Here is a 15,750-nt window from a genome sequence, read left to right on the forward strand (position 1 = left end):
TGGCGAAATGAACGCGCAGCCTAACGCGCCCAACGCAAGGATGAAAGTGTCCATATGTGTCTCGACGTTAAAGATTCTTGCAGTGACAATGATCCTTTCTCTCCAGTTGCGCCGCTGCGGCCTGCAGTCGCAGGTCGAACCATGACTGTCACACATTGGTCATAATGGCGGCTTATAACTGTCGCGCTTGCCCGCGTAAGCGGGCTCAGGAGTCTCGCCGTGAGCTTTACCCCCGCTAACCGCCTGTTTCCTCTCACTCGTCTGCGCCGTAATCGCCGCGACGACTTTTCCCGTCGGCTGGTCCGCGAAAACGTTGTTACCGTCGACGACCTGATTCTTCCCGTATTCGTACTCGATGGTGAAAACCGTCGTGAAACCGTGGCCTCGATGCCAGGCGTCGAGCGTCTGAGTGTCGACCTGCTGCTCAAGGAAGCCGAAAGCTGGGTCGCGCTGGGCATTCCTGCGCTGGCGCTGTTTCCGGTGACGCCGCCTGAAAAGAAATCCCTGGATGGCGCTGAAGCCTGGAACCCGGAAGGCATTGCCCAGCGTGCGACCCGCGCCCTGCGTGACCGCTTTCCCGAGCTGGGCGTCATCACTGACGTGGCGCTGGATCCGTTTACCACGCACGGGCAGGACGGCATTCTCGACGAAGAAGGCTACGTGCAGAACGACATTACGGTCGACGCGCTGGTCAAGCAGGCCTTGTCCCATGCCGATGCCGGCGCGCAGGTGGTTGCCCCGTCCGACATGATGGACGGTCGTATCCAGGCAATTCGTGAAGCGTTGGAACTGGCCGGGCACGTCAACGTACGGATCATGGCCTACTCGGCGAAATACGCCAGCGCCTATTACGGTCCGTTCCGCGATGCGGTAGGTTCTTCACTGAACCTGGGCAAGGCCAACAAGGCGTCCTATCAGATGGACCCGGCCAACAGCAATGAAGCGCTGCATGAAGTGGCGGCGGATCTGTCCGAGGGCGCGGACATGGTGATGGTCAAACCGGGTATGCCGTACCTGGACATCCTTCATCGGGTCAAGGATGAGTTCAAGGTGCCGACCTTTGTGTATCAGGTCAGTGGCGAATATGCCATGCACATGGCTGCAATCCAGAACGGCTGGCTGAGTGAAGGGGTGATTCTGGAGTCCCTCACCGCCTTCAAACGCGCAGGAGCTGACGGCATTCTCACGTATTTTGCCGTACGCGCTGCTCAACTGCTGAAAGGGCAATAGCCTCACAGGAACATTCATGAATACCGAAGGACTCATCGAAGCCGCTGTTGAAGTCGATATTCAGGAGACTGCACCCATGGTTGACCCTGACATCGAGGTAATAACGACCATCGAGGCTCCGGCTGCCGTGGTGCCTGCCGTTGTCGCGCCGAACCTGGACGACAGCAGCCTGTATATTCATCGCGAACTGTCCCAGTTGCAGTTCAACATACGGGTTCTGGAGCAGGCGCTCGATGAGTCCTACCCGTTGCTGGAGCGGCTGAAGTTTTTGCTGATCTTCTCCAGCAACCTCGATGAGTTCTTCGAGATTCGTGTCGCGGGCCTCAAGAAGCAGATTACCTTTGCTCGCGAACAGGCCGGTGCCGACGGCTTGCAACCGCATCAGGCGCTGGCCCGTATCAGCGAACTGGTTCACGGTCATGTCGACCGTCAGTACGCGATCCTCAACGATATTCTTCTGCCGGAACTGGAGAAACACCAGGTCCGTTTCATTCGTCGCCGTCACTGGACCGCGAAGCTGAAGGCCTGGGTTCGTCGTTATTTCCGCGACGAGATTGCACCGATCATCACCCCGATCGGCCTGGACCCGACGCACCCGTTCCCTTTGCTGGTCAACAAGAGCCTGAACTTCATCGTCGAGCTCGAAGGTATCGATGCGTTCGGTCGCGATTCGGGTCTGGCGATCATCCCGGCGCCTCGTCTGTTGCCGCGCATCATCAAGGTGCCGGAAGAGGTCTGCGGGCCGGGCGACAATTTCGTGTTCCTGTCGTCGATGATTCACGCTCACGCTGATGACCTGTTCCAGGGCATGAAGGTCAAGGGCTGCTACCAGTTCCGACTGACCCGTAACGCCGACCTGGCACTGGATTCGGAAGACGTGGAAGACCTTGCGCGTGCCCTGCGCGGCGAACTGTTCTCGCGTCGTTATGGCGACGCGGTGCGTCTGGAAGTGGCGGACACCTGTCCCAAGCACCTGTCCGACTACCTGCTCAAGCAGTTCAATCTGACCGAGTCCGAGCTGTATCAGGTCAATGGCCCGGTCAACCTCACGCGTCTGTTCAGCATTACCGGTCTGGACAGCCATCCGGAGCTGCAGTACCTGCCGTTCACTCCGGCGATTCCCAAGCTGCTGCAGAACAGCGAAAACATCTTCAGCGTGATCAGCAAGCAGGACATTCTCTTGCTGCACCCTTTCGAGTCCTTCACGCCGGTCGTGGATTTGCTGCGTCAGGCCGCGAAAGACCCGCATGTACTGGCCGTGCGTCAGACGCTGTATCGCAGCGGCGCGAACTCGGAAATTGTCGATGCGCTGGTTGATGCGGCGCGTAACGGCAAGGAAGTCACGGCGGTGATCGAGTTGCGTGCCCGCTTCGACGAAGAATCCAACCTGCAACTGGCCAGCCGTCTGCAGGCTGCCGGCGCGGTGGTGATCTACGGTGTGGTTGGTTTCAAGACCCACGCCAAGATGATGCTGATCCTGCGTCGCGAGGCGGGCGAGATCGTGCGTTACGCGCACCTGGGTACCGGCAACTATCACGCTGGTAACGCCCGTCTTTACACCGACTACAGCCTGCTGACCTCGGATGATGCGCTGTGCGAGGACGTTGGCAAGCTGTTCAGCCAACTGATCGGCATGGGCAAGACGCTACGCATGAAAAAGCTGCTGCACGCGCCGTTCACGCTCAAGAAAGGCATGCTCGACATGATTGCCCGCGAAACGCAGTTCGCGGTCGATGGCAAGCCTGCGCACATCATTGCCAAGTTCAATTCGTTGACCGATCCGAAGATCATCCGCGCGCTGTACAAGGCCAGTCAGTCAGGGGTGCGTATCGATCTGGTGGTGCGCGGCATGTGCTGCCTGCGTCCGGGCATCGCCGGGGTCTCGCACAATATTCATGTGCGCTCGATTATCGGACGCTTTCTGGAGCACACGCGGGTCTTCTACTTCCTCAATGGCGGCGACGAGCAGATGTTCCTGTCCAGTGCCGACTGGATGGAGCGCAACCTCGACAAGCGTGTCGAGACCTGCTTCCCGGTGGAAGGCAAGAAGTTGATCCTGCGGGTGAAGAAGGAGCTGGAAAGCTACCTGACCGACAACACCCACAGCTGGCTGTTGCAGTCTGACGGCCGTTACGTGCGCAGCACGCCGACCGGTAACCAGAACGCTCGAAGCGCCCAGGCGACCCTGCTGGAGCGCCTGAGCAACCCGGTCCTCAGCGTACGCTGAAGACGATGCCGACTCGGGTCAGCCACTCCGCTTCCAGCGCGAAGTCGGCCTGAGTCAGCTGGTTGTTTTCCAGCCAGCCGTCCGGGAACTCTGCATCCAGATTCGGACCGTCGGCGCGCAGCACCACACGTGGCATCTCCTGGGTGCCGCGAATGTGGTGGAACAGAATCGCGAAGCGCAGCAGCACGCACAGGCGAATCAGCTTGATGCCTTCATCGCCGAACTCGGCGAACTTGTCCTTGGGAATGTTACGGCGATGACCGCGCACCAACAGCGCGAGCATTTGCTGGTCTTCGCGTGAGAAACCGGCCAGGTCAGAGTGCTCGATCAAGTAAGCGCCATGCTTGTGGTAATGATAGTGGGCGATGTCCAGCCCCACTTCATGCACCTTGGCGGCCCAGCTCAACAGCTCGGCATAACTCTCGTGCTGCAGGTCCCAACTGTCGGCGACCTGCTCCAGCGCATGCAACGCCTTGGCTTCGACGCGAGCAGCCTGCTCCATGTCGACGTGGTAGCGCTCCATCAGCGACGTCAGCGTGCGTTCGCGCACGTCTTCGTGGTGATGGCGACCCATCAGGTCATACAACACGCCTTCACGCAGCGCACCTTCGCAATGGTCCATGCGCTTGAGTTCGAGGGCGTCGAAAATCGCCTCCAGAATCGCCAGACCGGCCGGGAAAATCGCACGGCGGTCGGGCTTGATGCCGTCGAAGTCGATCTTCTCGACGTCGCCCAGCTTGAACAGTTTGCGCTTGAGCCAGGCCAGCCCTTCGGCGTTGACCTCGCCTGCGCCATAGCCATTGGTCTTGAGTGCCACGCCAATTGCGCGAATGGTGCCGGACGAGCCGATGGCTTCATCCCACTTCAGGCGATGCAGCGCGTGCTCGATGCTCATGATTTCCAGTCGGGCAGCGGTGTAGGCCTGGGCGTAGCGGGCCGGCGTCACCTTGCCGTCGCGGAAGTAGCGCTGAGTGAAACTCACGCAGCCCATCTGCAGGCTTTCGCGCAGCAGCGGTTCGAAACGCTGGCCGATGATGAACTCGGTACTGCCACCGCCGATATCGGCGACGAGGCGTTTGCCGGGGGTGTCTGCCAGTGTGTGGGAGACGCCCAGATAAATGAGGCGTGCTTCTTCACGACCGGAGATGACTTCCACCGGATGGCCGAGGATTTCTTCGGCGCGGTGAATGAATTCGTTGCGGTTGCGGGCTTCGCGCAGGGCGTTGGTGCCCACGATGCGCACGGCGCCGAGCGGCAGGCCGTTGATCAGTTGGGCGAAGCGCTTGAGGCAGTCGAGGCCTCGCTGCATCGATTCTTCAGTGAGCTGGCGCTCTTCGGTAATTCCGGCTGCCAACTGCACCTTCTCGCCCAGGCGCTCAAGAATGCGAATTTCGCCCTGATTGGCTTTTGCCACAACCATATGGAAGCTGTTGGAGCCCAGGTCGATAGCGGCGATCAGTGAAAGATTCTTGGGTTTAGAGTGCGGCATGGTCTGGCAATCCCGTTCGATAACCGCGCCATCGTGCCACGATCCACCTCTGCCGCCAACGCGAAGCTGTCCAGGCGGCGGAAATACCCGGTATTACTTCGTTCTGTGGTCACACACCCACTTCGCGTGCGCCCCTTGATGTGATGTGCGATCAGTCAGGGGCTGGTGATGTGTTTCACGCCTGTTCCACCGTCCCGATGAAGTTGGCCAGTTCCGGCGTCTTCGGGTTGGCGAACAGTTCTTTCGGGTCGCCCACTTCATGCACCTTGCCCTGGTGCATGAACACCAGTTTGTCGCCCACTTCCCGGGCGAAGCGCATTTCGTGGGTGACCATGATCAGGGTCATGCCATCGGCCGCCAACTGGCGCACGACGCTGAGCACCTCGTTGACCAACTCCGGGTCCAGCGCCGAAGTGATCTCGTCGCACAGCAGCACCTTTGGCGACATGGCCAGCGCACGGGCTATCGCTACGCGTTGCTGTTGTCCGCCCGAAAGACGATCCGGGAATGCATCGAACTTCTCACCCAGCCCGACGCGCTCCAGCATCTGCCTCGCCAGCTTCGCAGCTTCTGCCTTGGGCACTTTCTGCACGACCTGTGGCGCGAGCATCACGTTTTCGCCCACGCTCAGGTGCGGGAACAGGTTGAACTGCTGGAACACCATGCCGACCTTCTGCCGCAACGTACGCAGATCGGCGCGGGCGGCGTCCAGATACTCGCCATCGACCTCGATCACACCGTCGTTGATCGACTCCAGCCCGTTCAGCGTGCGCAGCAGCGTGCTCTTGCCCGAGCCGCTGCGACCGATGATCGCCACCACCTGGCCTTCTTCCACGGAGAGGTCGATGCCTTTGAGAACGTGATGGTCGCCGTAGTACTTGTGCAGGGCGGAAATTCTAAGCAGAGGCATGCAGTCTCCTTTCCAGATGGCGCGCGCAGAGCGACAACGGATAGCAAAGGATGAAATAGCCCAGGGCAACGAAGCCATAGACCATGAAAGGTTCGAAGGTGGCGTTGGCCAGCATGCTGCCGGTCTTGGTCAATTCGGTGAAGCCGATGATCGAGGTCACGGCCGTACCTTTGACCACCTGCACCGAGAAGCCGACCGTTGGCGCAATTGCAATACGCAACGCCTGTGGCAGGATCACGTAGCGCATCTGCTCGAACGGGCTCAGGGCCAGACTGGCCGACGCTTCCCACTGGCCCTTGGAAATCGATTCGACGCACCCGCGCCAGATTTCAGCCAGATAGGCGCTGGTGAACAGCGTCAGTGCCAGAGCGGCTGCGGCCCACGGGGAAATATCCATCCCCATCAGCGCAACGCCGAAGAACACCAGAAACAGCTGCATCAAAAGCGGTGTGCCTTGAAACAGCTCTATATATAAGCTGGCTGCCACACGCGGCCCGGATTTCTCCGAGGTGCGCATGCCCATTACCAGCAGGCCGATCAGCCCGCCACCGATAAAAGCCACCAGCGACAGGGCCACCGTCCATTGCAGGCCGGTCAATAGATTGCGCAGGATGTCCCAGAGGGTAAAGTCCATCAGCTGCTCCTCGAGATGTAGCGACGTCCGATCCAGGCCAGCAACTGACGAATCAGCAGCGCCATGCCCAGATAGATCAGCGTGGTCACGATGTAGGTCTCGAACGAGCGGAAGTTGCGTGACTGGACGAAGTTGGCGAAAAAGCTCAGCTCCTCCGTCGCGATCTGCGAGCAGACCGCCGAGCCCAGCATCACAATGATGATCTGGCTGCTCAGCGCGGGCCATACCTTGCGCAGGGCCGGAACCAGCACCACATAGCGAAAGGTCTCGTAGCGACTCATTGCCAGGGCGGCCGAGGCTTCAAGCTGTCCTTTCGGGATCGCCTGGATGCCTGCCCGGATGATTTCCGTCGAGTAGGCCCCCAGATTGATCACCATCGCCAGCACGGCGGCCTGCCATTCCGATATCTGCATGCCCAGCGAGGGCAGGCCGAAAAAGATGAAGAACAGCTGGACCAGAAACGGTGTATTGCGGATCAGCTCCACGTACACCGCAAAGATCGTCGCAAAGGGCTGGATCTTCCAAGCCCTCACGACCGCACCGACGATCCCCAGGCTGACGCCGAGCACGGTGCCAATGGCCGTCAATTCCAGTGTGAATAATGCGCCGCGCAACAGCAGATCAATGTTCTGCAGAACCGGTGCAAAGTCGAAGTGATAAGCCATTGGCAAACCCTGTGAATCAGAAAACGGTGATCAGAGGTCGGCTGGCAGTGGCTGCTTCAGCCAGGTGGTGGAAGCCTTTTCCAGCGTGCCGTCAGCCTTGGCGGCGTTCAGGATCTCGTTGACCTTGCCCAGCAGTTCCGGCTGACCCTTGTTCACGCCGACATAGACAGGCGAGTCCTTGAGTTTCACTTTCAGCGCCGGGATGCGTTTGGGGTTGCGCTCGCTGATGGCGACCATCACCACGTTGCCGCTGGCGATCAGGTCGGTCTGGCCAGCCAGGTAGGCGGCGATGGTGGAGTTGTTGTCTTCAAAACGCTTGATGGTCGCGCCCTGCGGAGCAACAGCCGACAACTCGATGTCTTCGATTGCGCCGCGAGTGACGCTGATGGTCTTGCCGTTCAGGTCGGCGATTTCCTTGACTGGCGAATCAGGCGGACCGAACACAGCCAGGTAAAACGGCGCATAGGCGCGGGAGAAGTCGATGACTTTCTCGCGGTCCGGGTTCTTGCCCAGGCTCGAAATCACCAGATCGACCTTGCCGGTGGTCAGGAACGGGATGCGGTTGGTGCTGTTGACCGGCGTCAGCTCAAGCTTGACCTTCAGCTTGTCGGCCAGCAATTGGGCCGTGTCGATGTCCAGGCCGCGAGGCTTCATGTCCGGGCCGACTGAACCGAATGGCGGGAAATCCTGCGGAACGGCAACTTTCAGAGTGCCGCGCGCTACGACGTCTTCCAGGCCATTGGCATGGGCTGGCGCCTGGCTCAGCATCAGGCTGGCAAACAAGGCAGTAAGCAGGGCGCTGTAACGCTTGGTCATGAGAACTCTCCGGACGGAACGAAAGATGTTGGCCGTTCACCCAGTGCACAGCCCATGCCACCCACTCCTTTCACGCCGTAACTCAAGGTGTTCAGCCTGTTTTTGGTCTTACTGGTCTGAACAGTTGACAGACGGCGCGCCCCGCTTTGGAGCGCCTGAAAGCCGCGCCGCCCCAGCGCTGGGCGTCGCTTGCCGAATGATCGGGATGGCGCTAAAAGGGATTTTTACTGGACTGACTGGCCTGAACAGTGATGCCGCAAAATTCGCTCGCCGTACCGGAATCAGCCCTCAGGGCCATCCGCAAGCTGATTGACGAACAAGGCTATAAACCTGGCGACAGCCTGCCGTCGCAGCGCGATCTGGCGGCATTGCTGGGTGTCAGCCGTGCCTCGCTGCGCGAGGCGCTGTCATCGCTCAGTGCGTTGGGCGTAGTCAGCGTGCAGCCCGGCAAAGGTGTGTTCGTGCAGTCGTTTTCTGAACCAGAACGGCGCACGAGCGGATTTTCCTGGCCTTTCGATGCACAGGTTTCTCCAGCTGATACGTTTCAACTGCGCTATGCGCTGGAAGGGTTTGCTGCCGGTCTGGCCGCTGTGACGTTGACTGCCGACGAGCGGGACGTGCTGGAAGATAATGTCGAGGCCATGCGTCTGGAGTTGCGTGCCGGCGATTTTGAAGCGGCCGCACGTCTGGATTTCGAGTTCCACCGGCATATTCTGGTGGCCAGCGGAAATCAGGCCATGCTGGGAATCGTGACGGCAGGTGCCGATATCTTTCTGGAAAGCCAGAAGATGCCGTTCATAAGGGCTGCAAGGGTGATGGAAACCTGGCAGGAGCACCGCAAGATCCTTCGAGCGCTGGCCAGACACGCATCAGGACCTGCGCAAAAGGCCATGCAGGAACACATCAGAGGTGCTGCCTTGCGCACCGGCATCGTTTTCGTTTCGCCTTCGAACCAGTGATGAGCTATAACCTGACTCATAAACCGTCATAGCCAGACTCAATGATCCTTCGCTTCCTGAATGTCATAAGGCCCGCTATGATGAGCGTCGTTTTTAGCCTACGAACTCGGAGACATCCATGAGTAGCGACAAGATCAAACACGTCACCGACGCCAGCTTCGAAGCCGATGTACTGAAGGCTCAGGGCCCTGTACTGGTCGACTACTGGGCTGAGTGGTGTGGCCCTTGCAAGATGATTGCCCCGGTTCTGGACGAAATTGCCAGCACTTACGAAGGCAAACTGACCGTCGCCAAACTGAACATCGACGAAAATCAGGAAACCCCGGCCAAGCACGGCGTTCGCGGTATCCCGACTCTGATGCTGTTCAAGAATGGCAACGTCGAGGCCACTAAAGTGGGCGCTCTGTCGAAGTCGCAGCTTGCTGCGTTTCTCGACGCCAACATCTGAAGTGCTCCAAAGCCCTGCGAATAGCGGGGCTTTTTTTGATATGCCGTACTAGACTCCTTCAAAATCGAGTGGTACATTCGGCCCCGCAACGGCTTCTCCGTTGCCCCCTGCTAGCCGTCGCCGACGCTCTCCTTTCGATTTAGTACGCGATCCTGTCGCCTTCTCTGCGGCGCGGCCTCATTAAGCCAAAAGCTTAATTTCCCCCTCCATACACGATTACGTCATTCCCATATGAATCTGACTGAACTCAAGCAAAAGCCGATTACCGATCTGCTCGAAATGGCCGAACAGGCTGGCATAGAAAATATGGCCCGTTCGCGCAAGCAGGATGTGATTTTCTCCCTGCTCAAAAGGCACGCTAAAAGTGGCGAGGAAATTTCAGGTGATGGCGTGCTGGAGATCCTCCAGGACGGCTTCGGCTTCCTGCGCTCTGCAGACGCTTCCTACCTGGCCGGTCCGGACGACATCTATGTCTCCCCTAGCCAGATTCGCCGCTTCAACCTGCGTACCGGCGACACCATCGTTGGCAAGATCCGTCCTCCGAAAGAAGGTGAGCGTTATTTCGCTCTGCTCAAGGTCGACACGATCAACTACGACCGTCCGGAAAACGCCAAGAACAAGATTCTGTTCGAAAACCTGACGCCGCTGTTCCCGAACGTGCGCATGAAGATGGAAGCCGGTAACGGTTCCACCGAAGATCTCACCGGTCGTGTCATCGACCTGTGTGCACCGATCGGTAAAGGTCAGCGTGGTCTGATCGTTGCGCCGCCGAAGGCGGGCAAGACCATCATGCTGCAGAACATCGCGTCGAACATCACGCGTAACAATCCGGAAGTGCACCTGATCGTTCTGCTGATCGACGAGCGTCCGGAAGAAGTGACCGAAATGCAGCGCACCGTGCGCGGCGAAGTGGTTGCCTCGACATTCGACGAACCGCCAACCCGTCACGTACAGGTTGCCGAAATGGTGATCGAAAAGGCCAAGCGCCTGGTCGAGCACAAGAAAGACGTCGTTATTCTGCTGGACTCCATCACCCGTCTGGCTCGTGCCTACAACACCGTCATCCCGAGCTCCGGCAAGGTGTTGACCGGTGGTGTCGATGCGCACGCCCTGGAGAAGCCAAAGCGTTTCTTCGGTGCTGCACGTAACATCGAAGAAGGCGGTTCGCTGACGATCATCGCCACCGCGCTGGTTGAAACCGGCTCGAAGATGGATGAAGTCATCTACGAAGAGTTCAAGGGTACAGGCAACATGGAGCTGCCTCTGGATCGCAAGATCGCAGAGAAGCGCGTGTTCCCGGCTATCAACATCAACCGCTCCGGCACACGCCGCGAAGAGCTGTTGACCGCTGATGACGAGCTGCAGCGCATGTGGATCCTGCGCAAGCTGCTGCACCCGATGGACGAAGTCGCCGCTATCGAGTTCCTGATCGACAAGCTCAAGCAGACCAAGACCAACGATGAATTCTTCCTGTCGATGAAACGCAAGTAACAGACGGGTCGTTTCAAGAAATGGCATCCTTCGGGGTGCCATTTTTTTTGGCCGCCGTTTGGCTCATTAGCTGCCTTGAAAGCTCAGAGCAGGTACGATGTGCGTCTATTTGGATAAATGGCCGGGTTAATGAAATTCAAAGATCTAAGGGATTTCGTACAGCAACTTGAGCAGCGCGGAGAGCTGAAACGCATTCAGATGCCGATTTCGCCCGTGCTGGAAATGACCGAGATCTGTGATCGCACCTTGCGCGCCAAGGGCCCGGCCCTGTTGTTCGAAAAGCCGGTCGGCTTCGACATCCCGGTGCTGGGCAACCTGTTCGGCACGCCAGAGCGCGTCGCCATGGGCATGGGCGCCGAGGCGGTCAGCGAACTGCGTGAGATCGGCAAACTGCTGGCTTTCCTCAAGGAGCCCGAGCCGCCCAAGGGTTTGAAAGACGCCTGGTCCAAGCTGCCGATCTTCCGCAAGGTCATCGCGATGGCGCCCAAGGTCTTGAAAGACGCGCCCTGCCAGGAAGTGGTCATCGAAGGCGACGATGTCGACCTCGGCATGCTGCCGGTCCAGACCTGCTGGCCGGGCGACGTTGCCCCGCTGATCACCTGGGGTTTGACCGTTACCAAAGGCCCGAACAAGGAACGTCAGAACCTGGGCATCTATCGCCAGCAGGTCATCGGTCGCAACAAGATCATCATGCGCTGGCTCAGCCATCGTGGCGGCGCGCTGGATTTCCGTGAGTGGTGCGCCAAGCATCCGGGCGAGCCTTATCCGGTCGCCGTCGCGTTGGGCGCTGACCCGGCCACTATCCTGGGTGCCGTGACCCCGGTGCCGGACAGTCTCTCCGAATACGCCTTCGCAGGTCTGTTGCGCGGCTCGCGCACTGAACTGATCAAGTGCCGAGGCAGCAACCTGCAAGTGCCCGCCAGCGCCGAAATCGTGCTTGAAGGCGTTATCCATCCGGGCGAGATGGCGGATGAAGGTCCCTATGGCGACCACACTGGCTATTACAACGAAGTGGACAGCTTTCCGGTACTGACCGTCGAGCGCATCACGCACCGTATCAAGCCGATTTACCACAGCACCTATACCGGCCGTCCACCGGATGAGCCCGCGATTCTGGGCGTTGCCCTGAACGAAGTGTTTGTGCCGATCCTGCAGAAACAGTTTCCGGAAATCGTCGATTTCTACCTGCCGCCTGAAGGCTGCTCGTACCGCATGGCCGTCGTGACCATCAAGAAACAGTACCCCGGCCATGCCAAGCGCGTAATGCTGGGCGTCTGGTCGTTCCTGCGGCAGTTCATGTACACCAAGTTCGTGATCGTCACCGACGACGACATCAATGCCCGCGACTGGAATGACGTGATCTGGGCGATCACCACACGCATGGACCCCAAGCGTGACACCGTGATGATCGACAACACGCCAATCGATTACCTGGACTTTGCATCGCCCGTATCAGGTCTGGGCTCCAAGATGGGCCTGGATGCGACCAACAAGTGGCCTGGCGAAACCAGTCGGGAGTGGGGAAGGGCTATCGTCAAGGATGAAGCCACGACACGTCGGGTCGACGAGATCTGGGATCAGTTGGGAATCAAGTGATGCGCGTAACCTTGCAGCCCTCCGGGGCCGTGCTGGAAGCCTTGCCGGGTGAACGGATTCTCGACGCTGCACAGCGTCTGGGCTATGAGTGCCCGCAGAGCTGTCGCAATGGCAATTGTCACGTCTGCTCGGCGCTGCTGGTCGAAGGGCGTGTCATGCAGTCGGGTCAGGAGCACGATCACGGCGAGATCTACACCTGCCTTGCCGAACCTCTGGAGGACTGCGTGGTGCTGTGGGACGGCGTGTTGGCCAAAGGCGAGCTGCCGGTGCGCAGCTTTGCCTGCCAACTGAGTGAGTGTGTAGAGGTGGGCGGCGATGTCTGGCGTGTCGGGCTGCGGGCTCCGGCCGGCAAGGCACCGCGCTACCACGCCGGGCAATACCTGATGATCGAGCGTGAGAGCGGCGAGAAGTCAGCGTTCTCCATTGCTTCGGCGCCTCATCGAGGGCGCGATCTGGAACTGCACGTTCTGGTGCGTGAAGACAGCGCGCGCAGCCTTATCGAACAATTGCAGCGCAACGCGATGGCTCGTGTCGAACTGCCATTTGGTGACACGCACCTGGCCGAGCTGCCTGACGGGCCATTGGTTCTGATCGCCGCAGGCACAGGCATGGCGCAGATGAGCAGCCTCATTGAACATTGCCGCGTCACCGGCTTCAGTCACCCGGTGCACCTGTACTGGGGCGTGCGACGTCCCGAAGACTTCTACGAAATCAGCCATTGGGATGAATGGGCGAAGCTGCCCAACCTGTTCCTGCACAAGGTCGTCAGTGATCTTTGCAGCTGGGAAGGGCGCTGCGGCATGCTGCACGAGGCCGTCTGCGACGACATCAAGGATCTTTCGGCAGTGCACGTCTACGGCAGCGGCTCGCCTGCGATGATCTACGGCACCCTCGACGCGCTGGTCAGCGCCGGCATGGACGCCCATCAGATGCGTGCGGACGTGTTTGCCTACGCGCCACGTTCCTGATACCTGACTGACGGCGGTCCGGCTGGATTGTAAATTGCTTGGATCACCCTTATAGCGTCTGGCGATGTCAAATCGTCGCCAGATTCTTTTTGGCACAAAGGCCACTGGCCTGCAGCGAAGAACGTACCACGACACCCTGATGCCGCTCGCCCGTGAGCGATTCAGCGGGGCTCGGCAAAGACTGGCAGTCAGACTGTCAGGGAGGCAAATGGAGAACCCAATCAACGAACTGGCCGTAGCTGTACACGACGGTCTGGGCCTGACGTATCCACCTGTCATCGATCTTGGCCCGCAACTCACGCGCGAGCAGTTGCTCGCATCCATGGACGCCACGATGAAGCGTCACAAGGGTGGTCCGGTCTGGCTGTTCGCCTACGGCTCACTGATCTGGCGACCTGAATGCACCGCCGTCGAGCGTCAACGCGGACGCGTGCATGGATACCATCGCGGTTTGTACCTATGGTCCCACGAACACCGCGGCACGCCGGAGGTTCCGGGGCTGGTGTTTGGTCTGGACCGTGGCGGTTCCTGCACCGGCTTTGCCTATCGGCTGCCGGACGAGTGCCTGGAAGACTCGTTGCTGGCTCTCTGGCAACGCGAGATGCCTTATCCCTCCTATCGCCCACACTGGCTCAGCTGCCGTCTCGAAGATGGCAGGCAGGTTCAGGCGTTGGGGTTCGTGCTGGAGCGGCATTTGCCGAGCTATGCCGGCAACCTGCCGGACAGTGTGCTGAGCCAGGTGCTGGCCAGCGCAAGCGGGCGGTATGGAACCACCCGCGATTACGTCGAGCAGACCGCCATCGCTCTGCGCAGCCACGCCATGCCGGATCGGCATCTGGAGGCGCGGCTCAAGCGATGCCAGTCAGCGACGGCCTGAATCAGGCCTTGGCTTCACGCGAGGTGCTGGCGACCTGTTTGTGACGCAGCGTCGGGGCCAGGAAAACCATGGCCAGAATGCACGCGCCGATCAACAGCACGAAGCCGCCGTCCCAGCCGAAGTGGTCCACGGTATAGCCCATCGCCGCACTCGCCGCGACCGAGCCGCCCAGATAACCGAACAGGCCGGTAAAACCTGCCGCCGTTCCTGCCGCCTTCTTGGGCGCCAGTTCCAGCGCCTGCAGGCCGATCAGCATCACCGGGCCGTAGATCAGGAAGCCGATGGACACCAGCGCGATCATGTCGACCGTCGGGTTGCCTTCCGGATTCAGCCAGTACACCAGCGTGGCGATGGTCACCAGGAACATGAACACCATGCCGGTCAGGCCGCGATTGCCCTTGAAGATTTTGTCCGACATCCAGCCGCACAGCAGCGTGCCCGGAATGCCCGCCCACTCGTACAGGAAATAGGCCCACGAGGTCTTGTCGACCGTGAAGTGCTTGGCTTCCTTGAGGTAGGTCGGCGCCCAGTCCAGTACGCCGTAGCGCAGCAGATAGACGAACACGTTGGCCATGGCGATGTACCAGAGGAATTTGTTGCGCAGCACGTATTTGACGAAGATTTCCTTGGCGCTGAATTCTTCTTCATGGCTGGCATCGTAGCCTTCCGGGTAATCGTTCTTGTAGTGCTCGATAGGCGGCAGGCCCACCGATTGCGGTGTGTCGCGCATTGTTGCAAACGCGAACACGGCAACCAGCAAAGCCACTGCAGCCGGGACGTAGAATGCGGCGTGCCAGTCGTTGGTCCAGCCCATGCCCAGCAGGAACAGCGGACCGATCAGGCCGCCACCGACGTTGTGCGCCACGTTCCACACCGACACCACGCCGCCGCGCTCTTTCTGCGACCACCAGTGCACCATCGTCCGTCCGCTCGGCGGCCAGCCCATGCCTTGTGCCCAGCCGTTGATGAACAGCAGCACGAACATGATCGTGACACTGGACGTCGCCCACGGCGCGAAACCGAAGATGAACATGATCCCGGCCGACACCAGCAGGCCGAAGGGCAGGAAATAGCGCGGGTTGGACCGGTCGGAGATGATCCCCATCAAGAACTTCGACAGACCGTAGGCAATCGCAATTGCTGACATCGCCACGCCCAGCTGACCGCGTGTGTAACCCTCTTCAATCAGATAAGGCATCGCCAGCGAAAAGTTTTTGCGCAGCAGGTAGTAACCGGCATAGCCAATGAAAATACCCGCGAAAATCTGCCAGCGCAGACGGCGATACGTGCTGTCGACTTTCTCTTCGGGAAGGGGTGCCTTGTGCCTGGCAGGGCGGAAAAACGCAAACATAGAGACGCTCCGGGTTCTTATTTTTTTGCGAAAGCGAATATTACATTTTCGTTACAGAAAAAAGCACTGCCTTTTGACTGAAAAACCCC

The 15,750-nt window shown here is 59.5% G+C and carries 14 protein-coding genes; 8 read left to right on the top strand and 6 right to left on the bottom strand.

Features of this window, described 5'->3' with window-relative positions:
- Positions 1 to 219 precede the first annotated feature (219 nt).
- Positions 220 to 1,230: a porphobilinogen synthase gene (gene hemB, locus JTJ32_RS10260; RefSeq protein ID WP_004886850.1), complete on the top strand. Its 1,011-nt coding sequence runs from the start codon at positions 220 to 222 to the stop codon at positions 1,228 to 1,230.
- Positions 1,231 to 1,306: 76 nt separating this feature from the next.
- The gene (gene ppk1 / locus JTJ32_RS10265) at positions 1,307 to 3,457 is read left to right on the top strand and encodes a polyphosphate kinase 1 (protein ID WP_236059271.1); all 2,151 of its coding nucleotides are present in this window, start codon (positions 1,307 to 1,309) and stop codon (positions 3,455 to 3,457) included.
- On the opposite strand, the gene ppx is transcribed toward ppk1, so the two are convergent.
- The 5 genes from ppx to JTJ32_RS10290 all read right to left on the bottom strand — a co-directional run bounded on the left by ppx (position 3,444) and on the right by JTJ32_RS10290 (position 7,971).
- Positions 3,444 to 4,946, bottom strand: coding sequence for an exopolyphosphatase (gene ppx, locus JTJ32_RS10270; RefSeq protein WP_099228858.1), 1,503 nt, complete (start codon positions 4,944 to 4,946; stop codon positions 3,444 to 3,446). The genes ppk1 and ppx overlap by 14 nt on opposite strands.
- 175 nt (positions 4,947 to 5,121) lie before the next feature.
- Positions 5,122 to 5,856, bottom strand: a complete 735-nt coding sequence (locus JTJ32_RS10275; protein ID WP_073170856.1) for an amino acid ABC transporter ATP-binding protein — start codon at positions 5,854 to 5,856, stop codon at positions 5,122 to 5,124.
- Positions 5,843 to 6,493 (bottom strand): amino acid ABC transporter permease, encoded by a 651-nt coding sequence (locus JTJ32_RS10280; protein ID WP_180274361.1) that lies wholly within the window; start codon positions 6,491 to 6,493, stop codon positions 5,843 to 5,845. Before JTJ32_RS10280 ends, JTJ32_RS10275 begins: the two co-directional genes overlap by 14 nt.
- The gene (locus JTJ32_RS10285) at positions 6,490 to 7,155 is read right to left on the bottom strand and encodes an amino acid ABC transporter permease (RefSeq protein WP_099228856.1); all 666 of its coding nucleotides are present in this window, start codon (positions 7,153 to 7,155) and stop codon (positions 6,490 to 6,492) included. Before JTJ32_RS10285 ends, JTJ32_RS10280 begins: the two co-directional genes overlap by 4 nt.
- 30 nt (positions 7,156 to 7,185) lie before the next feature.
- Positions 7,186 to 7,971: a transporter substrate-binding domain-containing protein gene (locus tag JTJ32_RS10290; protein WP_099228855.1), complete on the bottom strand. Its 786-nt coding sequence runs from the start codon at positions 7,969 to 7,971 to the stop codon at positions 7,186 to 7,188.
- A gap of 251 nt (positions 7,972 to 8,222) precedes the next feature.
- On the opposite strand from JTJ32_RS10290, the gene JTJ32_RS10295 reads away from it, so the two are divergent.
- The 6 genes from JTJ32_RS10295 to JTJ32_RS10320 all read left to right on the top strand — a co-directional run bounded on the left by JTJ32_RS10295 (position 8,223) and on the right by JTJ32_RS10320 (position 14,310).
- Positions 8,223 to 8,930, top strand: coding sequence for a FadR/GntR family transcriptional regulator (locus tag JTJ32_RS10295; RefSeq protein WP_210041949.1), 708 nt, complete (start codon positions 8,223 to 8,225; stop codon positions 8,928 to 8,930).
- A gap of 118 nt (positions 8,931 to 9,048) precedes the next feature.
- Positions 9,049 to 9,378, top strand: a complete 330-nt coding sequence (gene trxA, locus JTJ32_RS10300) for a thioredoxin TrxA (protein WP_004886824.1) — start codon at positions 9,049 to 9,051, stop codon at positions 9,376 to 9,378.
- A gap of 231 nt (positions 9,379 to 9,609) precedes the next feature.
- Positions 9,610 to 10,869: a transcription termination factor Rho gene (gene rho, locus JTJ32_RS10305; protein WP_004886821.1), complete on the top strand. Its 1,260-nt coding sequence runs from the start codon at positions 9,610 to 9,612 to the stop codon at positions 10,867 to 10,869.
- 129 nt (positions 10,870 to 10,998) lie between these two features.
- Positions 10,999 to 12,465: a 4-hydroxy-3-polyprenylbenzoate decarboxylase gene (gene ubiD, locus JTJ32_RS10310; RefSeq protein WP_099228853.1), complete on the top strand. Its 1,467-nt coding sequence runs from the start codon at positions 10,999 to 11,001 to the stop codon at positions 12,463 to 12,465.
- The gene (locus tag JTJ32_RS10315) at positions 12,465 to 13,433 is read left to right on the top strand and encodes a CDP-6-deoxy-delta-3,4-glucoseen reductase (protein WP_210041950.1); all 969 of its coding nucleotides are present in this window, start codon (positions 12,465 to 12,467) and stop codon (positions 13,431 to 13,433) included. The genes ubiD and JTJ32_RS10315 overlap by 1 nt, the downstream gene beginning before the upstream one ends.
- Positions 13,434 to 13,641: 208 nt before the next feature.
- A complete protein-coding gene (locus tag JTJ32_RS10320) occupies positions 13,642 to 14,310 on the top strand; it encodes a gamma-glutamylcyclotransferase (protein WP_099228851.1) in 669 nt (222 codons plus the stop codon).
- Position 14,311: 1 nt separating this feature from the next.
- Here JTJ32_RS10320 and glpT read toward each other — a convergent pair whose 3' ends face one another.
- On the bottom strand, positions 14,312 to 15,661 hold the full coding sequence (gene glpT / locus JTJ32_RS10325; protein WP_025996719.1) for a glycerol-3-phosphate transporter: 1,350 nt from the start codon (positions 15,659 to 15,661) through the stop codon (positions 14,312 to 14,314).
- Positions 15,662 to 15,750: the final 89 nt, after the last annotated feature.

The sequence above is a fragment of the Pseudomonas alliivorans genome, assembly GCF_017826695.1.
Taxonomy (GTDB): Bacteria; Pseudomonadota; Gammaproteobacteria; order Pseudomonadales; family Pseudomonadaceae; genus Aquipseudomonas; species Aquipseudomonas alliivorans.

What these genes read in the sequence shown, in the direction of transcription:
- ppk1 (WP_236059271.1), top strand. Translation starts at nt 1,307, where the DNA reads ATGGTTGACCCTGACATCGAGGTAATAACGACCATCGAGGCTCCGGCT.
- ppx (WP_099228858.1), bottom strand. Translation starts at nt 4,946, where the DNA reads ATGCCGCACTCTAAACCCAAGAATCTTTCACTGATCGCCGCTATCGAC.
- JTJ32_RS10275 (WP_073170856.1), bottom strand. Translation starts at nt 5,856, where the DNA reads ATGCCTCTGCTTAGAATTTCCGCCCTGCACAAGTACTACGGCGACCAT.
- JTJ32_RS10285 (WP_099228856.1), bottom strand. Translation starts at nt 7,155, where the DNA reads ATGGCTTATCACTTCGACTTTGCACCGGTTCTGCAGAACATTGATCTG.
- JTJ32_RS10290 (WP_099228855.1), bottom strand. Translation starts at nt 7,971, where the DNA reads ATGACCAAGCGTTACAGCGCCCTGCTTACTGCCTTGTTTGCCAGCCTG.
- JTJ32_RS10295 (WP_210041949.1), top strand. Translation starts at nt 8,223, where the DNA reads ATGCCGCAAAATTCGCTCGCCGTACCGGAATCAGCCCTCAGGGCCATC.
- trxA (WP_004886824.1), top strand. Translation starts at nt 9,049, where the DNA reads ATGAGTAGCGACAAGATCAAACACGTCACCGACGCCAGCTTCGAAGCC.
- rho (WP_004886821.1), top strand. Translation starts at nt 9,610, where the DNA reads ATGAATCTGACTGAACTCAAGCAAAAGCCGATTACCGATCTGCTCGAA.
- ubiD (WP_099228853.1), top strand. Translation starts at nt 10,999, where the DNA reads ATGAAATTCAAAGATCTAAGGGATTTCGTACAGCAACTTGAGCAGCGC.
- JTJ32_RS10315 (WP_210041950.1), top strand. Translation starts at nt 12,465, where the DNA reads ATGCGCGTAACCTTGCAGCCCTCCGGGGCCGTGCTGGAAGCCTTGCCG.
- JTJ32_RS10320 (WP_099228851.1), top strand. Translation starts at nt 13,642, where the DNA reads ATGGAGAACCCAATCAACGAACTGGCCGTAGCTGTACACGACGGTCTG.
- glpT (WP_025996719.1), bottom strand. Translation starts at nt 15,661, where the DNA reads ATGTTTGCGTTTTTCCGCCCTGCCAGGCACAAGGCACCCCTTCCCGAA.